Genomic DNA, 22,426 nt, shown 5'->3' with positions numbered 1-22,426 from the left:
ACGTGGGCTGGATCGTCGGAATGGACTGGCCGGAGGGTGACGAGGAGCGCTGTTTCCAGCTGTCCGACGCCTACCGGGAGGTTGCCGAGGCGATCGCGGTCCTGATGGAGGACGGCGACGATGCCTGCCTCAACGTGTGCAAATGCATGGACGGGGTGGCCTCCGACGCCTTCCAGGAATATTGGAAGACGTTCACCACGGTCGACCCGCTCCTGTTGTGCCGCCTGAAGGAGGGGTGCGAGCGGGCAGGCAAACAGCTCAACGCGATGGGCCTGGAGATCGAGTACGCCAAATACATGATTCTGCTGTCCCTGATCCTGCTGGGGGTGCAGATCACCTACTTCGTCGCCCTGGCCGCACCGTCGTTCGGGCAGTCGCTGAGCCTGATACCCATGGCGTGCAGGCTGACGCAGATGACCGTGCGGCAGATCGCCATGCGGCTGTTGCGCAACATCGCCTTGTTCACCGGGGTGATGGCCGGGATGGACGGGCTCATCCAGACCATACAGATAGCCAGTGGGCGGCGGGAGGATTGGGACTGGCTCAAGACAGGCATGTCAGTGGCCGGCGGCGCGCTGGCGGGACTGATGTTCACCGGATTGGGCGTGATGATCAACAAGCTGGGCGGCGCGCGCATGGCGAGCGAGACGGTGGAGCGTCTGGCGATGACGGGAAGGGAGAAGGCCGCCGCTTTCCTGGACAACTCGGCGTGGGGCATGGCGACGCAGAGCATGATGGCCAACACCACCGCCGCCGTGCCGATGCTGGCGGCGAACGGCCAGCTGAGCTGGGAGACGCTCGCCAAGAGCGCCACCGCCGGCTTTCTGGGGGGCGCCGACGGCCACCTCATCACCCCGGCCGGCCGTCACGGTGTCAACGGCCTGCCCAGCCCGGTCGGCCACTTCCCGGAAATGGGAAACCCCGCCGCCCCGGGCGGCCGTCACGGCGCCGGTGGCGACCCGTCCCCGCCCATCGCCCTCACCGGGAACGACCCGGTGCCCACCGGGCCCCGTCCGGCCACGGCTCCAGACGATCCCGCCAGGGTGACGCCACCCCATCCCGGCGCGGCCGACTCGACGGTCGTCGCCTCCCTCCTCCGCGACACCGCGCAACCCGATCCGGCGACGCCGTCCCCCATCGGCTCAGAAGTGATCGCCGGGGACAGGCCCGGACCTCCGCAGGGCCAGCCGACGCACAGCGGAACGGGCGTGCCCGCCCGCCCGCCCGGAGACACGCCGGCGCCGGCAGCTCCCCCGGCCCGCTCGAACACACAAGCGGGCACCGCCGCGGCGCGTCCGGAAACCCCTGCCGCGGCGCGTCCGGAAACCCCTGCCGCGGCCCGTCCGGAAACCCCTGCCGCCGCCCGCCCAGACACTCTCGTCGCGGCGCGCCCGGACACGGCCGCCCCTCGCACCGATGCGCCGGCGGCCGCTGGAGCCCGTCCGGATACGCCCTCGTTGACCGGGGAGCGGCTTGTGCCAGGTTACATAGATCGGATGCTCAACCCGGATTCGCCTTCTGGGCCACCGAAGGATGCCACCTACCTGTCCAACAATTCCTCGGCCTCCGCACAGCCACACGAGGCACCCGTCCCAGCGTCCCGCAATGCGTCACAGGCCGGTTCGGCCCCGCACGATCCCGCCGCGTCCGGTGCCGCCCCGCCACGGGGGCCCGGGGACGGGGCGCCTCCCCCTGCGGACCCTCCCCGATCCTCGGATTCGGGTCACGGCGTGCCTCCGGACGACAAGACAGCAGACCTGCGTCCCAGGGGAGGCGACAAGACAGCAGACCTGCGTCCCAGGGAAGACGACAAGACAGCAGACCTGCGTCCCAGGGAAGACAACAAGACAGCAGACCTGCGCCCCAGGGAAGACGACGCCTCCGCATACCCCGCCCCCAAAGACATGGCAGACGACGCCTCCGCTCCGAGAGGGGCGGAGGGCTCTCACCCCGATGGGGACGGCCCCGCGTCACCCCGGGCGGCGGAGCTGCTCGACGAATTGACAGCGGCAAGGGAACGAGAGCCCCGCGTACCGCCGTGGCTGGACCGTGGAATCCGCTCCGGCATCGCCGGAGAGCCCGTGCTGCTGGGCGGCCGCACCGGGGGGGCGGACGGCGTAAGGGGGACATGGTCCGTGCTGGTAGAGAAATGGACGTTCAACGACGGTTCCCACATGATCCGCAAGGTCCTGGCGATCTCGCGAGAGGCAGACGCCGAGGCGCTGGCTGCGATAGTGGGGACCGCCTTGGGGGCCGACGTCCCCGGAGTTTACCGGGCTGGCGACACAGTCATCTATCAGGAGTTCAAGGAGGGGCAGCACAGAGCGGTGTTACCAGCGGAAGAGGTACCGCTGAGACCCGAGTTGACGCGGAGCGGCATGCGCATCAGCCTGCTCGACGTGCTGATCACCAACCCTGATCGCCACTCCTTCAACTGGTTGCTGAGTTCTGACCCGGAAATGCGAACGCCCACTGGCCAGAGGATCGGGGTCATCGGCATCGACCACAACCTCTCGTTCGAAGACCCCCTGACCTGGGCTCCCAAAGGGGAATTCGGAACTCAGTTCGTCCGTGGTGAGCTCACCTCCGATGGTGCCCACCAGCAATACGTCGGGAAGCCCAATCCGCTCAGCCCGGAGGACATCCAGGGCATCAACAAGGTGCTCAAAAATCCCAGGATGAAATGGGAGTTCGAACGACGGGGACAGTTGGACTGGTACCACAACATGCTCTCCCAGCTCGATATGATCGCGAGGAACGCGGTCGGGACGGAGCCAAGGATGCCGATGCCCGCACGAGTAGTGCCCAAGGTGATCACACTCCACGAGAGAAGCCCTCTCGCCTCGGAGGAGTGATCCGGATCGCAACCTCGGAGATCAACGCCAACTACGGAACGGATGCTTCGGCTATGACGGGACGGATGCTGAAAGTCGTGACGGCAGACACCGACATGGTCCTGGGAACGATCGAACTGACCGAGGCGGGCGAGTTGACGGGTAGCTCGCCCGACATCCAGGACATGATCGACACTATGGCGAGCAGCAGGCGGGCAAGCCCGCAGGAGGCGTTCGAGGGCCTGACCTTCTGGAGCAACGGCTATGTCAAGGTCGTCCCCGCCGAGGGCTGACCTCGGGTCGCGCCGGACCAGCCATCACCCACGCTCCTCCGACGGCAGGTTCAGGGGCTGGGACAGGAACGACTCGAAACTCACCCCCTCCCCGAAGATCTCCTCGTACGGCAGGCCCTTCGGCGCGAGGGGCCCTGGCCGATCGCTTCCACCAGGTGAAGGTGCGCCCGATGCGGACGCCGGCCAGGTTGAGACAGTGATCTGTGAGTCGCGCCGATCCCATCCGTGGCGGGGCAACGCACGCCGGTGTGCTCCGCAGGAAGGCACTGGGAAGGACCGACCGCAATCCGCGGGTGCTAAGCGGCATTCCAGAAGTTCCGTTTGTAACCGGCCGGGAGCCAGGGGCTGGTCCACGGGGCGGCGGTGGTCAGCAACTGGTCCGGTGAGCGGGCGCGGAAGAAGGCATGGATCTGTCTGAGACGGCCGGGCCAGGTGACGGCGGTGTTGGCGATGAACGCCTTGAGCGCGGCCCAGATCCGCTCGACCGGGTTGTCGTGCGGGCTGTAGCGTGCCCCGTACAGCACCTCTATCCGCGGGTGCGCCTGCAGGTAGCACGCCACGGCCCGGGCATGGTGGATGCTGTCGTTGTCGCAGATCACCACGATCTTCGGCGCGGACGGGAACGCGGCGGCCACCTCATCCAGCAGGTACAGGAAGTCGGCCGCGCACCGGCGGCCCAGCCGATACACCCACCGCCCCGTGGTCAGCTCCACCGCGCCGAACACGGTGACCTGACGGTTCTTGCCCGGCGTGACGACGTCCGGGCGACCGGCGCGCAGTGTCCACCCCGATCGCAGGTGCGGCAGCAGGTGCACGTGGGTTTCATCGGCGGCCCAGACCACCGCCCCGCGCGGCAGGGCACGCAACTGCTCGGCGATGGCGGCCACCGCCCGCCACCGGTCCGGATCGCCCCGGGCCACCAGCTTGGAACGCCGCCAGACGGCCACCAGCCGCACCCGCCGGTACAGCGTGCGCCTGCTCAGATGGGGCCGGTTGAGGTAGCGCCACAGCCGCGCAAGGGTCCACGGCCCCGGCCGGGCCAGCAGGGCGGCGATCCGGCCCATCAGGCGCTCGCCGCCCAGGCGAGGGCGGCCGGGGCGGGGACGGTCGGTCAGTCCCGCCAGCCCGTGGCGGTTGAACCGGCCGATCCATCGGCGCACCGTGGCGGCGTCATAGCCCAGCAGGCCGGCGATCTGCGCCGCCGGCAGGCTGTGCAGCGACAGCAGGACCATCACCGCGCGGATCGCCGGCCGCCAGTGGCCTCGCAGATGGGCGTGTAATTGCTCGATCGAGGTGGCGGGGGCATTGGCGAACACGATGGGCGGGCGCATACTGACCACGACCTCGCCGGTGGGTGGACGTTGTGGCAACCTCGATCCAACCCCCGGCGAGGCCCGTGTCAATGCCCTCACGCCCTGGCGATCTCACGCCCGATTACGCGCAGAACTTCTGGATAGGCGCTTAGCCTGCATGGGTCAGTTCTTCGGATCAACATCCGAACCTGCAAGGTTTGCTGAGGATGCGACAGTTTCCTGTCGCTGGAGAAAACCGGTTCCATCCGGTCGTACGACGACGACCCATCCATCCGGCCAAGAATGATGGCCGTCTGGCTGGAACACCTGTGCGTCTTTCCCTTGGAAATATGCGCCTTTGCTAAAGGTCACTTCGCCGAACCGGGCGTTTCCAGTAAAGGTCGCGTCGCGGAACTCGGCGTCTTCGCTGAAGGTCGCCTTGTTAAATCGGGCTTCTCCGCTGAAGGTCGCCTTATCGAACCCGGCCTCTCCTGTGAAGGTCGCCTCGTCGAACCAGGCGGTCCCCGTGAAGGTTGCTCTGCGGAACCCGGCCTCCCCAGTAAAAGTCGCATCACACCAGATGTCCTTGGTGAAGGTCGCCTCGTTGAACCGCGCGTTTTTGGTGAATATCGCCTTATTGAACCAGGTCTCTCCGGTGAAGGTCGCCCTGTGGAACCAGGTGGTCCCGGTGAAGGTCACCTCGTCGAACCAGGCGGCCCCGGTGAAGGTCGCCTTATCGAACGAGGCGTTCCCGGTGAAGGTCGCCTTGGAAAATGACGCTTCACTTACGCGGCAACGATTGATGTCAAAGCTGATAAGAATAGCGCCAGATAGGTCGATGCGCATGTCGTCCCAGAAGCGGGGACCGGTGGGTTGGCCGGCGTCCCGCTCCTCCGCGGTGCGCTCGTCCTTTAGGTGTTCGGCGAGGATGCGCTGGGCAGTGAGCCGGACCTGTCGTTCACCCTCCCCGCCGGTGGAGGGGACGGGCTTGATCTGCCACGGGCCCGGGGGTTGTGCGGTGTGGGCATCGGTGTTCGGCACGGTGTAGGGCATGCGCAAATAGGCACAGATGACGTTGACGATGGTCTGCCGGTGAGCGGGGTTGTCCTGGGCCAGGCGTTCTAGGGCGTACAGCCCACCCAGGCGGACGGCGGCTTTCTCGCTGCCGAGCTGCTCGACGGCTTTGGTGTACAGATCGGTGACCCGACGCTCGATGGCGTCATGCTCAGTGTGCTCGGCAGTGCGTTCGGCATAGTGGCTGGTAATAAGCGTGGTGAGTTCTTGGTGGCGCTGGCGGCGGAAGGCCAGCATGAGAGTGATGGCTGCGCCTACGCCGACACCTGCGGCCAGGGCGGTACGCAGAACCTCGCTGCGAAGCTGAACGGGGTTGGTGTCTTGTGAGGAGGCGGCGACAGCCGGCGGCTTCGGAACAGGGCTGTTAGGGGCGGGCGGGGTGACGGCGGAGGGAGTGGTGAGCAGCCACCACGCCACCCCACACACCACGGCGCCGATCAGCAGCGCGACGGGAACGATCCACCACCCGGCCTGGCGTGGAGGGCGTAGCGGAGGCGGGGCAGCTGGAAGCGGAGAGAGGCGGCGGCGTGTCCATGCAGGCAGACCCATACCGGCTATATCAACGCGCAAGCACGCCATGGTCGTACGGAATGCGAAGATCGTTACAGGACCGACCGGCCTGTGGAGACGTGCACGTGATGAACGTGCTTGGCCCCTCCTCGCAGAGAAGACGCACAAGGAGGCGCTGTCTGTCGAGTAGGTCGGGCATGCCCCAGGACCGGTCCGGAAACTTGGGCACGTATTCGGCACAATCAACCGCAGTCACTCGCCGCTAGCCGCACACCACCGCACACACCAAAAGAGCCTCTGCTCAGCGTTACCGCTGGTCAGAGCCTCTTTTTGCTGCTCACACGAAGCGCGCCCTGCAGGATTCGAACCTGCGACCGTCGGATTAGAAGTGGATCGCTGCTTCTTGGCGTGGTGATGCGCTGACCTGCTGCCTGCTTACGTGGGCTTTCCTGGCAAGAGACGTGCGTTCCGCACATGTTCCGGATCTTGCTTCTGACCTTCTGGAGATGCGAAGGCGGAAAGATCTGCCTTCCGTCCACGAACCTGAGTTGCTCTTGACGATTACCTCGAAGCCAAGCCCTCGCCGGAGGCATAGGGGTGCGGAAAGGTGTTGCGCTCGGGATCGCGTGGCCGGAGCATGGTGGTGCGACTGCTCCTGTGGCGGTCACGCAAGTCCCTGTAGCTCAACTGGATCGAGCGGCCCAAAAACGCAAGGGTGTCATGCCAGGAGGTTGCGGATGCACCGGGACCGGGCCTGTGCGGGTAACCGTACGGGTTGGGGAACCTCAGCCCCCGGCAGGGAAGCGCGTTTCCAAACCTGGCAACGTTGATGCGGGTTCGAATCCCGTCAGGGACACAGATGACAGTGGCGTGGCCGACGACACTGAAGGTAGCGGTTTTCAAGAGGGCTGCGTTCCAGACGGCAGCAGGGCCGTCTACCAGGGCGGAAGCACCTCCCCCGTACTCCTGTAATAAAGATCATCCCGCGTATATCCCGCGCTGACCGGCCGTCGACATAATGACGGGGAGATCGAGAAGGTGATGCCATGGAGGACTACCAGCGGATGATCATCGGCCAAATGGTCGAGCGCATCGACCTATATGGCTCCGGTGAGATCCCTCTACCCAAGCTAGTCGAAGACATCCGCGGCCTGTTCGAGGCCGCCGACCCCCGCGAACTGAGCATCAGAGACTCCTTCGAGGAGATCTGGGCCGAACTCGACGCCGAGAGCGAGCTCAGGACTGAACCATGGGCACCTCCCGGACTCGCCGACGATGCTCACTTGCGTGAGATCCTCCGTCGGTTGCGCTCCTGGATCGAGTGGTATGGACTCGCACCTTCTGATCCGTAGATCCCCAAACGATGTCCAGCGGCGTTCAGACTCGTTCACCGCACAGGTCGCGGACGATGCGCTTGTTCGTATCAGTCCAGCTCGGTCCGGGGCCGTACGGCCCAATGGCTCCCAAGTTGGCTCCCAGAATCGGAGTGGCGGTGGGTTCAAGAGGACTGCGCTTCAATCAGCGAGAGGGCCTCTCGCCAGAGTGAAAGCACCTCCCGGGCCCGAGCGCAGAAGATCATCCCGCACATACAGCTGAGGCCCCTAACCTGCTCACGTGATCACCGAACAGCGTGTTTACTTCATGATCCAGTCCAACCACCTATCCCCTGAGCGGATCACCAGGCATCTAGGGATCGCCCCGACCCGGGCTGAAGCCAAGGAATCGAGACGAGGCAGCCGAAACGGGCGTCCGATACCGCCACGACATGAGTGGATCATGGATTCAGGTCTTCCGGAGACCACTTCACTCGATGATCAGGTGGAAGCCGTACTGAGCCGGCTGGATGGCACATGTGAGCGAATCGGAGAGCTGACGGCCCTGGGCAGTGAAGCCGGCCTCGTCATGTTCCGCTCCTTCGAGCCAGGGCCGGCGTCCACCCGCCTGGGGCTCCTCCTCAGCGAAGAAATCATCGGGTTCCTCCACAAAGCCGGAGCTCACGTATGGATCGACGAGTACGGATACGAGGATGAATAGCTAGGAAACGGCAACATCATCAGCTTGGGAAGTGCATGGATCACGCCTCGTAGGAGCGCTGAGCTGGGCGTCGGGCCGGTCGTGAGTGACCGTGTTTGCCCCCTCGTCACCCTGTCTAATTGCACGCTAATTGCATGACGATCAGCCCGTGACCTGGCCTTACCTGCGCGGCGCGCACTCTGCCCGTGGTCTGCTCGGCTTGTCCCGGGTCGAGGGCGGACGGGATGAGCAGGCTTCCACCTCCGCCATCTACGGAGCCTCAGAACAATGCGGCGATCATCCCGGAGTCGGAGTACCCTCGCCGGAGGTGTAATCGTAGTGTCGGCCGCACCTCCGTCAGGGCAGACCTTACTGTCGGGCGCGGCGAAGTTCGGCTTCGATGAAAAAGCGGTGGTCATGGACGGTGAAAGCGCCCTCGGATTGGATGCGCTCATGGAGAGCGCGTAGTGGTTTCTCGTAGCGATTGTGATCGAAATCGGACACCTGCCACGGGACAGAGCGTAGGTGGAAGACTATGGCGCCGATGTCCTGAAAGGTGTAGTCGATCATATCTTCCCGGGCGTCCAGCATGCGCAGCCCGCATTTGTGGAGCTGCTCCTCCGCGACGGCTAAGGTCCAGCTTTTTGGATCTGTGGAGGATGGTGTGCCCAGCGCAAGGTTCAGCTCTAGGTTATTGCGGCTGCCTACTTGCTGCGTGAGTAGTCGGCCACCTTCGGTTAGAACGCGCGCCACTTCGGCCGCATCAAGCGCGCCATGCCTGTTGAGTACGAGATCGAAGGTGGCTTCGCGTGCAGGGATGCGATCTGCCGTACCGGCCAGCACAGTAACGTTCATCGGCCTGAGCCGCTTGACGGCGACGGGTACGTTGGGCTGCCATCCCTCCATGGCGATGGTGTGGCGGGGCAGCGGAGATAGAGAGGCTAGGACCTCTCCTCCGCCGGTGTCTATGTCGAGCAGTCGCCGCGTTGTCGGAAGCAGCGCCGAGGCTCGTTCGGTGTAAGCCCAGGATGGTTTCCCGCCAGTTGTTCTGCCGCGTAACCAGCTGAAGTCCCAGCCGAGGGTAGATGCTTGAACGGCTTGGTCTACAAGATCGTCGTAGCTGAGCACTCGGTCACGCTAATGAGGTTCGTGGCTGGTGGCCACTGGATTACTGGCGCGGTTGGCTTTCTTGGACCGAGCGGTTCCCCGCGCTGTCAGCTTGGGAAGTGCATCGATCACGCCTTGCGGGGCGGCTGAGCTGGGCGTTCGGCTGTTCGTGAGTGACCGCGGTTGACCCCTCGTCACCCTGGCTAATGGCCCGCTAATGGCCCACTGATCATGCCTAGAGGCAGAGACCCGTTCTGTCTGACCTCTGTCCTACGGTGTGTGGTCACAGTGTTCCGGATGATCGGAGTGAGAAGGCGTGGGACTGACGACACCGCCCGCACCGGTGGATGTGGTGGCCCTCTTTCCTGAGTTGGCCGGCCGGAGCAGGACCACGGTCCGACTGCATCCTCGCCGCGGAGCTCCGGCCGTCACGGACAGTTCTATGGGTGGGCCGCTGCTCTGGCCTGCCGGTGAGTCGTGGCCGTTCTGTGGGTCCTCCGACCATGAGGACCTCTCGGCCTTGCAGTCGATCGCGATGGTGCCGATCCTCCAGATCTACGCCCGGGATGTGCCGGAACTGCCGTTCCCGCCGGATACGGACGTGTGCCAGGTGTTGTGGTGCCCCTTTGTCCACGAGTCCGACTACCGGCCCGTGGTGCATGTGGTCTGGCGCGATTCGCATCTCCTCACGGATCTCCTCGCCGAGGCCCCGGAGCCCGTAGCCAGTGAGAAGGGCTATCGTCCGCGGCCCTGCGTGCTTTCGCCTGAGCGAGTCGAGGAGTATCCCGCAGTCTGGGAAGCGTCGAAGGAGCTGTACGCGAAGATCGATGCATGGGAATCGTCTCTGGACGGCCCAGAGGAATGGAGCTATCAGTACCATCTGTCGGTCGCGCCGGGAACGAAGGTCGGCGGGTGGGTCGACTGGGTACAGTCCCCGGAGAGCGTCGAGTGCGATCAAGACCACGAGATGGAGCACCTGCTGACGATCGCTAGTTGGGAGCATGATCCTGGATCCGCGATCAGATGGGTACCGCTCAAAGAGCGGCATCTTCTCAGCTCGGACTTCGATCCCGAACGTATGGGTCCCGCTGGCATCATGATCGGCGACGCGGGATCGACGTACCTCTTCATCTGCTCGCAGTGCCCTGACCGGCCCGTCAGAGGAGTCAGCCAATGGTCGTGAAGCCGAGCGACGCGGTCAGGAACCGAACCGTACTGTCAGCTTGGGAATCATCTACTGAGCTTGCTGTCCTGAGCTGGGAAAACAGGGGTGCAGGTCAGGGCGGGTCGAGTCCCCGTGAGTCCCCCTGAGTGACCGTGGTTCCCCGCCTGTTCTGGCACGCATCTGGCACGGGAAGCTCGCTCGTCGTCTATCGCTTGACGGCAGCCTGGTTGCGCTGCCGCTGATAGGCGATCTTGTCGGTGGCGAAGTCTATGCTTCCCGCCCATGACCAGAGATGAGACTCCTGTCGTGCAGGTCAAGCAGCTGGATGTGGGGGTGGATTACAGTCAGGTCTATCTCGTGGATGAGGGGTGTGACGCGTGCGGCCAGTTTGATGGCGTGCCGGGCCACCCTGTGGGGATCATCCGAGTGGAGAAAGGCAGGGCCTCCCTGATTGTGGGTCCTCAGTGGGGAACGGTGGAGTTCACGGTGGCTGTCGCCGATCGGGATCCGGGTGCTGACCTCGATGGTTACGAGGACATCGTCGAGATCAGCTATGAGTCCCCATCAGGCCGTGTTTCTCTGGAGGAGTGGGAAGGGAGGGAATATTCTCTTCCTCCGTTGCCCGCCGGTCCCGGAGCGTATCGTTTGCGGTACCACGTCAGAGGTATGGACGAAGAGGTCGCGATCGAAATAGGTGATCACTACTTCCTGCAGATCTGGCCTGAGCCGCCACGTGATCCCACCGTGCTCAAATCTACGAGTTCATCCTTTCAATACTGGCTGAACTCTGAACGATCCAGGCAAGCTGGCGTGGAATAGAGCGATCTGCATTGTCAGCTTGGGAAGTCTCTATCGCACCTGGTCGCTGAGCTGGGGAGACGCTGACCTGCGGAGGAGCGCTCCGAGTACCCGTGATTCCCCGCGAGTCCCTTTTGGTCACCCTTCTGACGGGCACGTAACGGGCACGCGGAACGTCTGTACCGTCGATCGCCCCCAGACCTGAGCAGGGATCAGCCGGCACCGGGCGATCGTGAGGGTGGTGCCGGCCTTGATGTAGTCCGCGCGCGTTCTATGGCAAAACTGGTTACCAGGACCACAGCTAGGCCGATTGAGGAGACCTCAAGCGCTGTCCAGAAATCAGCCCCAGTGAACCGTTGATGAGCTATGAAGGCCACGAGGAGGAGTAGGACAGTCTGGGTGATGACTCCGATCCATCGGCCGTCTTCGACGCCCGCATAGCCCAGCACTGCTGCGACAGCTAGCACCGCTCCGATGATCGCTGTGATCATGAATACGTGCATAGACGCAGGGGTTCCGATGAGCCAGGCGAGCACAAAGAGCCACATGACGAAGGATGAAACTATGAGGGATACGGGTGGCTCCTTGCCTTTCAACTGAACCCATGTGGCAAGACCTGCGAGAAGAGCGAGGGCGGAGAAGGCGACGACTATTCGCAGATCGTTGCGGCCGGTGTTCCACAGAACCACCAGAAGACCGACCACGACGAGAGCAGTCAAGCCAATGGAGATGATGCCTCGTGGACGCATGGAATCAGCACCTCCATACAGGGGGGAAGAGCAGGCTTGACAATCAACCGTAGATTACCGGGCTCCTAAATCGTGGAGCGGGGCAGTCGGCCCCAATGCGCGGCAGTTGAGACCAATGGTTCAAGCAATCTCAAGGCGGCGATGCGGCCCCGGTGCGGCGGGTTGGTTGGGTCGGCGGGCGCTGGGTGCGGTGCGCGGCCCTGAGTCCCGCCGCCGTTCGGGACCGGCCTCCAGGCTGCATGCCCGGACGGCGTTCGGGCGGCGGGCCGTGCGGCGGCGCGCCGCGCCGTCGCCTTGACGAACTGGGTGGCATCTCGGAACGCACGTTCTACCGCTGGCGTGAGATCGGCAAGTTTCCCACCGGCATCCGGCTGCCCAACGGCAAGATCCGGGTCTACCGCAGCGAGTTCGAAGCCTGGCTTGAGAGCCTCCGGGAGGCGGCGTGACCACCTCGTACAAGGTGAAGTTCTGGGGGATTCGCGCCAACACCCGATCTGAAGGGACTGGTAAGAAGCTCCGTATCGTCTCCCACACCGTTCGCTGGACCGTGGGTACCCGGGAGAAGTCCTCGACCTTCAAGACGAAGGGCCTCGCGGAGAGCTTCCTGTCATCCCTGCGGCAGGCGGCCAAGAACGGTGAGGCGTTCGACCTGGAGGGCGGTCTTCCATCACGTGCTGGAGTACGCGGTGGAGCTCGAAGAGCTTTCGGCGAATCCGCTGCACAAGGTGAAGCTCCGCAAGATCAAGTCCAACGGTGAGATCGATCGGCGCTCGGTGGTCAACCCGGCCCAGGCCCGTGAACTGCTCACCGCCGTGACCTACGTGGGCCGGTCGCGGGGGCTGATGCTGGCGGCCATGTTCGCCTGCATGTACTTCGGCGGTCTCCGCCCGGCTGAGGCCGCGGGGCTCCGTAAGAAGGACTGTCACCTTCCGGCGACCGGGTGGGGTCTCCTCACCCTGGAGAAGACCATGCCGCAGAGCAACAAGCGGTTCACCGACTCGGGGGAGGCCCATGACGATCGCGGCCTCAAGCATCGGCACACGAAGGAGACTCGGGAGGTTCCGATCCCGCCGGAGCTGGTGACCATCCTCTGGGAGCACATCGATAGGCACGGCGTCGGCACAGATGGCCGGCTGTTCCGGACCCGTACGGGTGGCCTGATCTCCGGGTCGGCCTACGCCAAGGTCTGGAAGGAGGCCCGGACCTACGCCTTCACCCCCGATCAGGTCGCCTCGCCTCTGGCAGCCCGGCCGTACGACCTGCGGCACGCGGCGGTCTCCCTCTGGCTCAATGCCGGAGTCCACGCGCCGGAAGCAGCCGAGCGGGCGGGTCACGGAGTGGACGTGATGCTCAAGGTCTATGCCAAGTGCATCGACGGCCAACGCGACGTGGCCAACCAGCGCATCTTGGACGCGCTCGCCGCATGACATCGACACCGCACACCGACAGGACCCCGGGACCCCTCGGGGTCCTTCGTCGTCCCAGCCCCGGAATCGTTCCGCATGCCTCCGAAATCCCCGACCCCACCTGGGGAAACGCGCCCTGGAGCATTCCGCGTATGTTCCGCGACCACTGGCATACGGCTGCGTCCGACTGCCTGCGGCTGCATGAGCCGTGCGGGCCGTACACATGCAAAAGACCAGGTCAGAGTGGAGATGACCTGGTCTTGGTTGCGCGCCCTGCAGGATTCGAACCTGCGACCGTCGGATTAGAAGTCCGATGCTCTATCCAGCTGAGCTAAGGGCGCTCCCGCCTAATTGTGCATGATCCGGGGAGTGTCCATGTATCGGATCCGCGCTCGTGTCGCGAGGATCACTCTACGAGGGCCGGTGGCCGGTCCCGTGGACAGGGGGCCGGGGCGTCTGCCCGGGGGCCGGGTGGTATCGCGATCGCCCTGCCGACTGAGGTGGTCAGGCGGTGGGCACCGTGAAAGGGGCTTGGAAGCGGCCCTGCGGAGATCCTGGCAGAGTCCCGGGGAAGCTCCGGTGGAGCCCTGGGCGTCCCTGGGGGAAGTCTCCGGAAAATCTCTGTGGCATCCGGCGTGGGTGGGTTTTACGGGTGTGCAGGAGAGGGCTGGGATGCGGGCCGGAACATCCGAAAACAGGTCCTCCCGTCGGGCGGACCGGTCTAGGCTCGTATGTCATGTTCGCCGTCACGGTCCAAGAGGAGATCCCCCTGCTGGGCGGTGACGTGACCGACGGGGTGGTGCGGGTCGGTGACACCGTCCGCAGGCCCGTCCGCCCGTCCACCCGGTCCGTGCACGCGCTGCTGCGGCATCTGGAGGAGGCCGGGTTCGACGGCGCGCCCAGGGTGGTCGGCCTCGACGCGCAGGGCCGGGAGATCCTGACCTACGTCGACGGCGACTCGGCGGCCATGCCCCTGGCCGCCTACGCGACCACCGATGAGTCGCTGGCCGCCCTGGCGAAGCTGCTGCGGCGCTTCCATGACGCCTCGGCGAGCTTCGTCCCGCCGCCGCAGGCCGTCTGGGAGGCCGGCTCCAACGACGACGCGGTCCCCGAGGTGATCGGCCACTGCGACGTCAACCTCGACAACGTGATCTTCCGTGACGGGCTCCCCGCCGCGCTGATCGACTTCGACCTGGCCCGGCCCACGACCCGGCTGTTCGACGTGGTGACCACCCTGCGGCACTGGGCGCCGATCGCCGACCCCCTCGATCTGGACCCGCTCCAGCGCTCGCTGGAGGTCGGCCCGCGACTGCGCCTGTTCTGCGACGCGTACGGCCTGGCGCCGCGTGAGCGCCGTCGCCTCCTCGACCTCGCCAGGCTCCGTTTCGACCGCTCCTACCACGTCATGCGCACCAGGGCCACCACCACGGGCGGCGGTTGGGCCCGCATGTGGGCGGGGGGCGCCGGGGCACGTATCCGCCGGGCCTGCGCCTGGCTTGAGACCAACCAGGACGAACTCCATGCCCATCTCATCTGACCGCTCCGCGTTCAAGCGGGACCGCTCCACCTTCGGGCGGGACCACTCCGCGCTCCCGCGGCACCGGTCCGCCCTCCAGCGGGATCGAGCCGCGTCCGGGGGGAGCCGGGCGGTGTCCGGGCCGGACCGGGCGGCGTCCAGGCGGGCCGAGGCGCTGGGGATGCTCGCCGGGGTCGCGCTCGACGCCGTGCTCGCCGACCCCCGGCGCGGGCATCCGGTGGCGCTGTTCGGACGGGCCGCCGCGGCGCTGGAGAGGCGGGTGTACGGTGACGCCCGGACCGACGGGGCCCTCTACACCGTTCTGTGCGTCGGTCCGGCGGCGCTGCTCGGGCTCGCCGTGACCCGGGTGGAGAACCCGCTGGCGCGGGGTGTGCTGAGCGCCGTGGCGACCTGGTCGGTGCTGGGCGGCACGACCCTGGGACGCGAGGGCGTGGCCATGGCGGAGCTCCTGGAGGCCGACGACCTCACCGGGGCGCGCAGGAGGTTGTCCCACCTGTGCGGGCGTGATCCGTCGCTGCTCCAGACGCCCGGACTGGCCAGGGCCACCGTCGAGTCGATCGCGGAGAACACCTCCGACGCCGTGGTGGCGCCGCTGTTCTGGGGTGCGGTGGCCGGAGTCCCCGGGCTGCTGGCCTACCGGGCGATCAACACGCTGGACGCGATGGTCGGCCACCGCAGTTCTCGCTACGAACGTTTCGGCTGGGCCTCGGCCCGGCTCGACGATGTGGCCAACTTCGTCCCCGCCCGGATCACCGGAGTGCTCACCGCCCTCGGCGCCCCTCTGACCGGCGGCTCGGTCCGCCGCGCGGTGGCCGTGCTGCGTAAGGACGGTCACCGCCATCCGAGTCCCAACGCGGGCCGGTGCGAGGCCGCCTTCGCCGGAGCGCTGGACGTCACGCTCGGCGGCATCAACGTCTACGGCGACCGCGTCGAGCACCGGCCCGAGATGGGCGACGGGCCCAAGCCGTCGGTCAAGGACATCCGCAGGTCCGTACGGCTGGCGCGGGCGGTGGGTCTCGCCGCCGCCGGCCTCGCCGTCCTCGCGGCGCTCCCCGGCCCCCGCCGGTGGCTTCGAGGCCCGGGCGGGATCTAGACGAGGCCCGGGCGGGATCTAGACGAGGCCCGGTTGGGTCTACGGCATGCCGAGCGTCATGCTGGTCACCATGATTGTCGATCCGTCCGCGTGCCTGCCCACGGGCCTGTCTGCCGCGCTGCCCGTGGATCTGCCCCTCGCGCTGCCCGGGGACCCGTGCGCCGCGCTGCCCGCGGACCCGTGCGCCGCGCTGCCCGCGGACCCGTGCGCCGCGCCGCGCCCGTCCGCCGAGCGGGCGGTGGGCGTGTGAGGGGCTCCCTGCTGGTCGCCGGGACCACCTCCGACGCCGGTAAGAGCGTCGTCACCGCCGGGATCTGCCGCTGGCTGGCCCGGCAGGGCGTGAAGGTCGCGCCGTACAAGGCGCAGAACATGTCACTCAACTCCTTCGTCACCGCCGACGGCGCCGAGATCGGCAGGGCCCAGGCGATGCAGGCCGCCGCGTGCGGCCTGGAGCCCAGCGCGGACATGAACCCGATCCTGCTCAAGCCGGGCAGCGATCGGCGCAGTCAGGTCGTGGTCATGGGCAGGCCGCTGGCCGATGTCGACGCGATGGAGTACTGGGATGTCAAGGATCGGCTCCGCCAGGTCGCCGTGGACGCGCTGGAGCGGCTGCGCGACACCTACGACGTGGTGGTCTGCGAGGGCGCGGGCAGTCCGGCGGAGATCAACCTGCGCAGGGGCGACATCGCCAACATGGGTCTGGCCCGTGCCGCGAGCCTGCCGGTCATCGTGGTCGGCGACATCGACCGGGGCGGGGTCTTCGCCTCGCTGTACGGGACGGTGGCCCTGCTGGAACCGGCGGACCAGGCGCTGATCGCCGGGTTCGTGATCAACAAGTTCCGGGGGGCGCGCGAGCTCCTCGAACCCGGTCTCGACATGATCAGGGATCTGACCGGCCGCGAGGTGTACGGCGTGCTGCCCTGGCTGGACGGTCTGTGGCTGGACGTCGAGGACTCCCTCGCCCTGGACAACCGGCCGGCGATCGGTGCGCGCACGCCGTACGGCAGGCAGACCCTGCGGGTCGCGGTGGTCAGGCTGCCGCGCATCTCCAACTTCACCGACGTCGACGCCCTGGCCTCCGAGCCCGGTGTGGTGGTCCGCTTCGTGACCTCCCCGGCCGAGCTGGACGACGCCGACCTGGTGGTGCTGCCGGGCTCCCGCGCGACGGTCTCCGACCTGGCCTGGCTGCGCGCCACCGGCCTGGCCGACGCGCTGCGCGGCCGGGTCGTGCTGGGCATCTGCGGCGGCTACCAGATGCTCGCCCGGACCATCCATGACGGCGTCGAGTCCGGAGCAGGCCGGGTCGAGGGGCTCGGGCTGCTGCCCGCGACGGTGGAGTTCGCCGCCGAGAAGACGCTGGGCCGCCCGGTCGGCGAGGCGTACGGCTGCCGCGTCGCGGCCTACGAGATCCATCACGGCGTCGTGACGGCCGAGGGCGGCGACCCGTTCCTGGACGGCTGCCGGAGCGGCTCGGTCTGGGGTACCACCTGGCACGGAGCCCTGGAGAACGACGACTTCCGCCGGGCCTTCCTCGCCGACGTGGCGGCCGTCTCCGGCCGTGACTTCACCCCGGCCCCGGACGTCTCCTTCGCCGCGTTGCGTGAGGAGCGGCTGGACGCCCTCGGCGACCTGATCGAACACCATGTGGACACCGCCGCTCTGCTGCGGCTTCTGGAAGGGGGCGCGCCGCGGGGCCTGCCTCTCCTGCCTCCGGGCGGGGCTCCGCGCGAAGCACCGGATTTCTCGCACAATAGAAGCGTGGGAGGTGAGAGATGACCCGGGTGGTGTTGATCCTCTTCATCATGGCCGTGATCGCCGCGGTGGTCCTCGGTGCCGCGCTGGTGTTCCGCGCGTCCAGGGCGCGCAGGCCGGTCGCGGACGACCCTCGCGAGATCCTGAAGCGCCGCTACGCGGCCGGTGAGATCGACGAGGACGAATACCTCCGCCGCATGTCCGGCCTCTCCCAGGACTGGTAGGCGGAAGGTCACGCCGCCTCACGGCGGACCTTCGGGTCCCAGGGCGTCAGGGAGTCTGCGGCGGTGGCTCCGGGCGGAGCCGGGTGGTCGCGCACCGGATCATTCCCGTGCGCTGTTCATCAGTGATCCGATTTTCCGGCATCGCGCCATTTTTTCGGTGATCATTGAAGGCGGACCTCACAGCGCGCCGAGGAGCAGGATGTCCGGACTGGAAGCCGTCATCGCCGCCGCCGGCAAGGCCGTCGCGGGACGTGCCATGCGGGAGGGGCTGGCCGTCCGGGCGGCCAAGGAGGAGCGGAACGCGGATCTCGCGACGCTGATCCGGATCGGGTTCCCCGACCGGTTCGTACGGCGCAGCCTGGAGCGGCAGCTGGAGGCCGTCGCCGACGGGGTGGAGCGGCGGCTGGCGGTGCTCGTCGAGCAGGAGTACGGCGGGCTCGCCGAGAACGACCGGGCGGCGGTCCTCCACGAGGTCGTGGCGGTCCTCAAGGCCGCCGACCTCTCCGACAGGGCCGTCCTGGCCGCCGACATGGACCCGGTCAAACTCGCGAAGGACCTCCGCGCCGGACTGCCCGACCCCGCCCGGCAGCTCGGTCAGGCCGGAGCGCGGCTGTACGACGTGCTGCTGGATGAGTGCCTCGACTGCCTGGTCAGGATCCTCCAGCAGCTCCCGCAGTATCTGCCCCGGGCCACCACCGAGATCCTCGGCCGCATGTCCGCCGTCGAGGACCGGCTCGCCGCCCTCGGCCGGCAGATCTCCTCGGTGCTCGGCCGTCTCCCGGCCCGTTCCCTTGAGGCGCCCTCCGGCACCCGGGACGACGACGAGTTCGGGCGCCGCTACCTCGAACATCTCAGCACGGCTCTCGACGAGGTCGAGCTGTTCGGCGTCCGGGTGGAGAACTACCGTCCCCGCGTCACGCTGAGCGTCGCCTACATCAGCCTCAGCGTCACCGCCGAGGGGCGGGGAGGGAGCGAGGTCCCCGAGCGGATGCGTTTCGCCGACCTGACCAGCGCGACGGCCCAGCGGGAGGGCACCACGCTGCGGGTCGAGAGCGCGCTGGGCGACTCACGGCGTGTCCTGATCAGAGGCGAGGCGGGGACGGGCAAGAGCACGCTGCTGCGGTGGCTGTCGGTGACCGCCGCCCGGGGCGGCTTCTCCGGTGACCTGGCCGGCTGGAACGGTTCGGTCCCGTTCGTCATCAAGCTCCGCAGCCATCCCTCCGGCGTCCTCCCCGGCCCGGAGGACTTCCTCGCGGACGTCGCCGGAGCGGTGGCGGGGCGGATGCCGGTCGGCTGGGTGCACAGGATACTCGACTCGGGGCGGGCGCTGCTGCTGGTCGACGGGGTGGACGAGCTGGCCGTACGGCACCGCCCGGCGGTGCGGCAGTGGCTGGGCGGTCTCCTGTCCGCCCATCCCGGGATCCGGGCCGTCGTCACCTCCCGTCCGGCGGCGGCCGACGCGCACTGGCTCGGTGAGGAGGGCTTCTCCTCCGTGGCGCTGGAGCCGATGACCCCGGCCGACCTGCGGGAGCTGGTACGGCAGTGGCACACGGCGATGCGGGGCTCCAAGAGCCTGCCGTGCGCCCCCGAGAAGCTGGACGAGTACGAGGGCGCGCTGCTGGCCAGGTTGGAGAGCGGCCCGCACCTGCAGACGCTCGCCGTGACACCCCTCCTCGCGGCGATGCTGTGCGCGCTGAACCTGGACCGGGGCAAGCAGCTGCCGCGCAACCGGATGGGACTGTACGCGGCGGCGCTGGAGCTGCTGCTGGAGCGCCGGGACGTCGATCGGGGGATCGTCTCCGACGTCGTCCTCGAACCCGAGCAGAAGGTGCGGGTGCTGCAGGACCTGGCCTGGCAGCTCGCGGTCTGGGGGCGGTCGGAGCTGTCCAAGGTCACGGCGCTGCGGCGGGTGGAGGAGAAGATCCGGACCATGCCACGGGTGGACCACACCGCCGAGGCCGTCCTGGATCACCTGCTCCAGCGCAGCGGCGTCATCCGGGAACCGGTCTCCGGCCGGATCGACTTCGTGCACCGGACCGTGCAGGAGTATCTGGCGGCCAAGCAGGCCGCCGACGACGCGGACGTGGAGCCGCTGATCGAGCGGGCCCACCTCGACCAGTGGCGGGAGACCGTGGTGATGGCCGCGGGGCACGCCCACGCGCCCCTGCGCAGAGAGCTGCTCAGGGGGCTGCTCGACCGCGCCGACCGGGGGGACAGGCATGCCCGGCGGCTGCGCCTGCTGGTGGCGGGCTGCCTTGAGACGATCCAGGAGCTGCCGCTCGACCTCGCCGCCGATGTGGAGAGTTGCCTCGCCGAGGTGATCCCGCCCCGGAGTCTCAACGAGGCCCGCGCGCTGGCCGCGGCGGGGGAGGAGGTGCTCCGGAGGCTCCCGGACGACCTCACCGGGCTCTCCCGGCGCCGGGCGGGGGCGACGGTGCGGACCTGCTGGCTCATCAACGGTGAGAAGGCGCTGGAGAAGCTCTCCCGATACTCCGCCGACTCCCGGCTTGAGGTGCAGCAGGAGCTGGCCACGGGGTGGGACTACTTCGACCCGCAGGAGTACGCCCGGCGGGTGATGGCGGACTCCACCCTCATAACCGACGAGGTCGGCCGTACGGTGTGCGGATACATGGACGCGGAGAACCCGAGGACCTTCCCGTACCTCAGGCACCTGCGCAACCTGGAGGAGCTGCGTATCGCGTTCGCCGGCGAGGACCTGGGCTTTCTCAGGGACGTCCGCCCGCTGCGCAGGCTGAGCGTCTACCAGCTCCTCGCGCCGCACTCGCTCGGCGTGCTGGAGGACCACCACCCCGGCCTGGAAAGGCTGTGGGTGCGGCTCAGGCGGGATCCGGCCGACTCGCCGTGGCCCGTCATGCCCTCCTCCCTGAGGGAGGCGTACGTTCTCCGGAGCGATCCGGCGCCGCCCGACCTCGGCTTCCTCGACGGGTTCCGGACGGTCGAGAAGCTCGCCTTGGACCGGCTCGCGCAGGTGACGGACTTCACCCCGCTGACCCTGCTGCCACGGCTGCGGGAGCTGCATCTGTCGGACTGCGCCGGTCTCACCGATCCGGGGATATTCGGCGCGATCCCCGGCCTGGTGGAGCTCCAGCTCACGTATCCCGGGCTCGACGGCGGGCTCGCCGAGCTCGTCGGCGGCTGCGCGGGCCTCAGGCGGCTGCTGATCTCCGGGGCGCCCTGGCTCGACGACGTCGCCCCTCTCGCGTCGCTCCCCCTGGAGGAGATCCAACTGCTCGACTGCTCCAATCTCGCCGACCTCGCACCGCTCTCCGGGGTGGCGGAGCTGCGCAGCCTCAACCTCAGGAGCTGCCAGAAGGTCCACGACCTCTCCCCTCTGGAGCCGCTGGAGAAGCTACGGCAGGTCAACCTCGCGGACCTGCCCCATGCGATCGACGTCGCGCCTCTCGGTGGAAAGCCTCATCTCGTCATCAAAATCGACCGGGAGCAGGACCTGCGGAACACGGACCTGCTCCACCCGACCGCGAGGATCCGGCGCCTGTAGTCAGGTTCCGGCGGGGGCGGGGCGGTTCTCGGCGATCCAGGCGTCGATCTTCTCCCAGTGGTCGAAGAGCCAGCGGATCTGGCTCTCGCGGTCGCGTGGGACGTCGGCGGACCGTACCCTCCACCACCGGGCCCTGATCTCGGCGCGGACGGGAAGCCGGCGCCAGACGTCGCCGATGGTGATCAGATCGTCGAGTCCGGTGTGGGCGACGAAGATCACGTCAGCGGTGGGGCAGGCCTCGATGGCGGCGATGGCCCCGTTGGGGCGGGGGGCGAGGAGGTGCTCCAGGCGGCGGGCGCGGGAGGCCTCTTCCGCCAGGCCTTTCTCCTCCAGCCGGAATATGGCGCGCCAGCGGCGTCTGGGGGTGAAGTTGCCGCCCTCGGGGAAGATCACGAGGGCGTCGTCGGCGTCCATGTCGGAGGCCAGGCGGCGGATCTCGGTGAGGATGCCGCTCTCGGCGACCTTGCGGGGGACGAAGGCGTTGGGGAGACGGTTGATCACCACGTCCAGGGACGGGTCGAACTGGAGGGCCGCCTTCATCACGATCCTCGGGCGCCTGCCGTACAGGACGAGAAGGTGGTGGATGAGGAGGAACGAGTCGCCGGGGCCCGCGTGGCGGGACAGGACGATGACCGGGCGGGTCAGGCGGCGGGAGAGCTCGTCGGGAGTATGCGGCGGCTCGTCGACCTCGACGCTCAGGCGGAAGATCCGTACGGCGGCGCCGTACACCCGCGACAGGAACCAGCGGATCAGGGCGTAGTGCCGCTCCTGGTGCTCGTCGCGGTGGAGCCGCCCGCCGAACCCGCCGGCCACCCAGAGTCCCAGGCAGGCGACCAGCGCCATCGACTCCAAGGTCAGCCACGCCACCGCGAACCAGACCAGCCGGGTGCCGCGCCGCTGCGGGGGCGGCAGGCGCAGGGAGGCCGCCGCCACCACCAGCAGCCAGATCGGAAGCGTGACCACCGCGACCACGGTGAGCACGATGAGGAGGGGCGCGAGGATCAGGCGGCGGAGGAAGCGGGGAGGGAGCACGGCGGTCTCCTGCCTGGAAGGGCCCTG

At 67.5% G+C, this 22,426-nt stretch carries 19 protein-coding genes and 1 tRNA gene; 14 read left to right on the top strand and 6 right to left on the bottom strand.

Translation table 11 applies throughout. The features are described from left to right. Window positions 1-2 precede the first annotated feature (2 nt). The gene (locus SROS_RS35770; RefSeq protein WP_148269308.1) at window positions 3-2,855 is read left to right on the top strand and encodes a WXG100-like domain-containing protein; all 2,853 of its coding nucleotides are present in this window, start codon (window positions 3-5) and stop codon (window positions 2,853-2,855) included. 65 nt (window positions 2,856-2,920) lie between these two features. Beyond that, window positions 2,921-3,127: a hypothetical protein gene (locus SROS_RS35765; RefSeq protein WP_148269307.1), complete on the top strand. Its 207-nt coding sequence runs from the start codon at window positions 2,921-2,923 to the stop codon at window positions 3,125-3,127. A gap of 296 nt (window positions 3,128-3,423) precedes the next feature. Here SROS_RS35765 and SROS_RS35760 read toward each other — a convergent pair whose 3' ends face one another. Next, window positions 3,424-4,458: an IS630 family transposase gene (locus SROS_RS35760; protein WP_012893826.1), complete on the bottom strand. Its 1,035-nt coding sequence runs from the start codon at window positions 4,456-4,458 to the stop codon at window positions 3,424-3,426. A gap of 144 nt (window positions 4,459-4,602) precedes the next feature. Then, window positions 4,603-5,910, bottom strand: coding sequence for a pentapeptide repeat-containing protein (locus SROS_RS35755; protein ID WP_169369457.1), 1,308 nt, complete (start codon window positions 5,908-5,910; stop codon window positions 4,603-4,605). 1,139 nt (window positions 5,911-7,049) lie between these two features. On the opposite strand from SROS_RS35755, the gene SROS_RS35750 reads away from it, so the two are divergent. Continuing rightward, window positions 7,050-7,355 (top strand): hypothetical protein, encoded by a 306-nt coding sequence (locus SROS_RS35750; protein WP_012893824.1) that lies wholly within the window; start codon window positions 7,050-7,052, stop codon window positions 7,353-7,355. Between the two features lie 262 nt (window positions 7,356-7,617). Next, on the top strand, window positions 7,618-8,037 hold the full coding sequence (locus SROS_RS48165) for a DUF4279 domain-containing protein (RefSeq protein ID WP_081453296.1): 420 nt from the start codon (window positions 7,618-7,620) through the stop codon (window positions 8,035-8,037). Between the two features lie 348 nt (window positions 8,038-8,385). Here SROS_RS48165 and SROS_RS50235 read toward each other — a convergent pair whose 3' ends face one another. Beyond that, a complete protein-coding gene (locus tag SROS_RS50235) occupies window positions 8,386-9,144 on the bottom strand; it encodes a methyltransferase domain-containing protein (protein WP_012893822.1) in 759 nt (252 codons plus the stop codon). A 499-nt stretch (window positions 9,145-9,643) separates the two neighbouring features. Between SROS_RS50235 and SROS_RS35735 the strand changes: the two genes are divergently transcribed. Next, entirely contained in the window at window positions 9,644-10,306 is a 663-nt protein-coding gene (locus SROS_RS35735) for a YwqG family protein (protein ID WP_148269306.1), read from the top strand. Between the two features lie 264 nt (window positions 10,307-10,570). Beyond that, on the top strand, window positions 10,571-11,107 hold the full coding sequence (locus tag SROS_RS50230) for a hypothetical protein (RefSeq protein WP_012893820.1): 537 nt from the start codon (window positions 10,571-10,573) through the stop codon (window positions 11,105-11,107). 191 nt (window positions 11,108-11,298) lie between these two features. On the opposite strand, the gene SROS_RS50225 is transcribed toward SROS_RS50230, so the two are convergent. Beyond that, window positions 11,299-11,805 (bottom strand): hypothetical protein, encoded by a 507-nt coding sequence (locus tag SROS_RS50225; protein WP_148269305.1) that lies wholly within the window; start codon window positions 11,803-11,805, stop codon window positions 11,299-11,301. Between the two features lie 269 nt (window positions 11,806-12,074). Between SROS_RS50225 and SROS_RS35730 the strand changes: the two genes are divergently transcribed. Together SROS_RS35730 and SROS_RS35725 are read left to right on the top strand one after the other, a co-directional pair. Beyond that, the gene (locus SROS_RS35730; RefSeq protein WP_012893819.1) at window positions 12,075-12,281 is read left to right on the top strand and encodes a helix-turn-helix transcriptional regulator; all 207 of its coding nucleotides are present in this window, start codon (window positions 12,075-12,077) and stop codon (window positions 12,279-12,281) included. 189 nt (window positions 12,282-12,470) lie between these two features. After that, window positions 12,471-13,262 carry a tyrosine-type recombinase/integrase gene (locus SROS_RS35725; RefSeq protein ID WP_043653628.1) on the top strand — a complete coding sequence of 264 codons (792 nt, stop codon included), beginning with the start codon at window positions 12,471-12,473 and terminating at the stop codon, window positions 13,260-13,262. A 246-nt stretch (window positions 13,263-13,508) separates the two neighbouring features. On the opposite strand, the gene SROS_RS35720 is transcribed toward SROS_RS35725, so the two are convergent. Continuing rightward, window positions 13,509-13,582, bottom strand: a tRNA-Arg gene (locus SROS_RS35720). Between the two features lie 395 nt (window positions 13,583-13,977). Here SROS_RS35720 and SROS_RS35715 point away from each other — a divergent pair. The 6 genes from SROS_RS35715 (at window position 13,978) to SROS_RS35690 (ending at window position 21,367) form a co-directional block, all read left to right on the top strand. Further along, a complete protein-coding gene (locus SROS_RS35715) occupies window positions 13,978-14,778 on the top strand; it encodes a phosphotransferase enzyme family protein (RefSeq protein WP_012893818.1) in 801 nt (266 codons plus the stop codon). Continuing rightward, entirely contained in the window at window positions 14,762-15,871 is a 1,110-nt protein-coding gene (locus SROS_RS35710) for a cobalamin biosynthesis protein (RefSeq protein ID WP_012893817.1), read from the top strand. The genes SROS_RS35715 and SROS_RS35710 overlap by 17 nt, the downstream gene beginning before the upstream one ends. Before the next feature lie 46 nt (window positions 15,872-15,917). Then, a complete protein-coding gene (locus SROS_RS35705) occupies window positions 15,918-16,121 on the top strand; it encodes a hypothetical protein (protein WP_012893816.1) in 204 nt (67 codons plus the stop codon). Continuing rightward, window positions 16,118-17,647 carry a cobyric acid synthase gene (locus tag SROS_RS35700; RefSeq protein WP_012893815.1) on the top strand — a complete coding sequence of 510 codons (1,530 nt, stop codon included), beginning with the start codon at window positions 16,118-16,120 and terminating at the stop codon, window positions 17,645-17,647. Before SROS_RS35705 ends, SROS_RS35700 begins: the two co-directional genes overlap by 4 nt. Beyond that, the gene (locus SROS_RS35695) at window positions 17,644-17,847 is read left to right on the top strand and encodes an SHOCT domain-containing protein (RefSeq protein WP_012893814.1); all 204 of its coding nucleotides are present in this window, start codon (window positions 17,644-17,646) and stop codon (window positions 17,845-17,847) included. The genes SROS_RS35700 and SROS_RS35695 overlap by 4 nt, the downstream gene beginning before the upstream one ends. A 199-nt stretch (window positions 17,848-18,046) precedes the next feature. Beyond that, a complete protein-coding gene (locus SROS_RS35690) occupies window positions 18,047-21,367 on the top strand; it encodes an NACHT domain-containing protein (RefSeq protein ID WP_012893813.1) in 3,321 nt (1,106 codons plus the stop codon). Here the strand turns inward: SROS_RS35690 and SROS_RS35685 are convergent, their stop codons facing one another. After that, window positions 21,368-22,399, bottom strand: a complete 1,032-nt coding sequence (locus tag SROS_RS35685) for a 1-acyl-sn-glycerol-3-phosphate acyltransferase (protein WP_012893812.1) — start codon at window positions 22,397-22,399, stop codon at window positions 21,368-21,370. It abuts the gene before it with no gap. Between the last annotated feature and the right edge of the window lie 27 nt (window positions 22,400-22,426).

Origin of the sequence: Streptosporangium roseum DSM 43021 (assembly GCF_000024865.1) — a bacterium.
GTDB classification, from domain to species: Bacteria; Actinomycetota; Actinomycetes; order Streptosporangiales; family Streptosporangiaceae; genus Streptosporangium; species Streptosporangium roseum.
This window is presented reverse-complemented; position numbering and strand designations above follow the sequence as displayed.

Bases quoted from the DNA above. Each gene is read 5' to 3' on its own strand.
- SROS_RS35765 (WP_148269307.1), top strand. From the start codon at position 2,921: ATGCTGAAAGTCGTGACGGCAGACACCGACATGGTCCTGGGAACGATC.
- SROS_RS35760 (WP_012893826.1), bottom strand. From the start codon at position 4,458: ATGCGCCCGCCCATCGTGTTCGCCAATGCCCCCGCCACCTCGATCGAG.
- SROS_RS35750 (WP_012893824.1), top strand. From the start codon at position 7,050: ATGGAGGACTACCAGCGGATGATCATCGGCCAAATGGTCGAGCGCATC.
- SROS_RS50230 (WP_012893820.1), top strand. From the start codon at position 10,571: ATGACCAGAGATGAGACTCCTGTCGTGCAGGTCAAGCAGCTGGATGTG.
- SROS_RS35730 (WP_012893819.1), top strand. From the start codon at position 12,075: ATGCCCGGACGGCGTTCGGGCGGCGGGCCGTGCGGCGGCGCGCCGCGC.
- SROS_RS35715 (WP_012893818.1), top strand. From the start codon at position 13,978: ATGTTCGCCGTCACGGTCCAAGAGGAGATCCCCCTGCTGGGCGGTGAC.
- SROS_RS35710 (WP_012893817.1), top strand. From the start codon at position 14,762: ATGCCCATCTCATCTGACCGCTCCGCGTTCAAGCGGGACCGCTCCACC.
- SROS_RS35705 (WP_012893816.1), top strand. From the start codon at position 15,918: ATGCCGAGCGTCATGCTGGTCACCATGATTGTCGATCCGTCCGCGTGC.
- SROS_RS35695 (WP_012893814.1), top strand. From the start codon at position 17,644: ATGACCCGGGTGGTGTTGATCCTCTTCATCATGGCCGTGATCGCCGCG.
- SROS_RS35690 (WP_012893813.1), top strand. From the start codon at position 18,047: ATGTCCGGACTGGAAGCCGTCATCGCCGCCGCCGGCAAGGCCGTCGCG.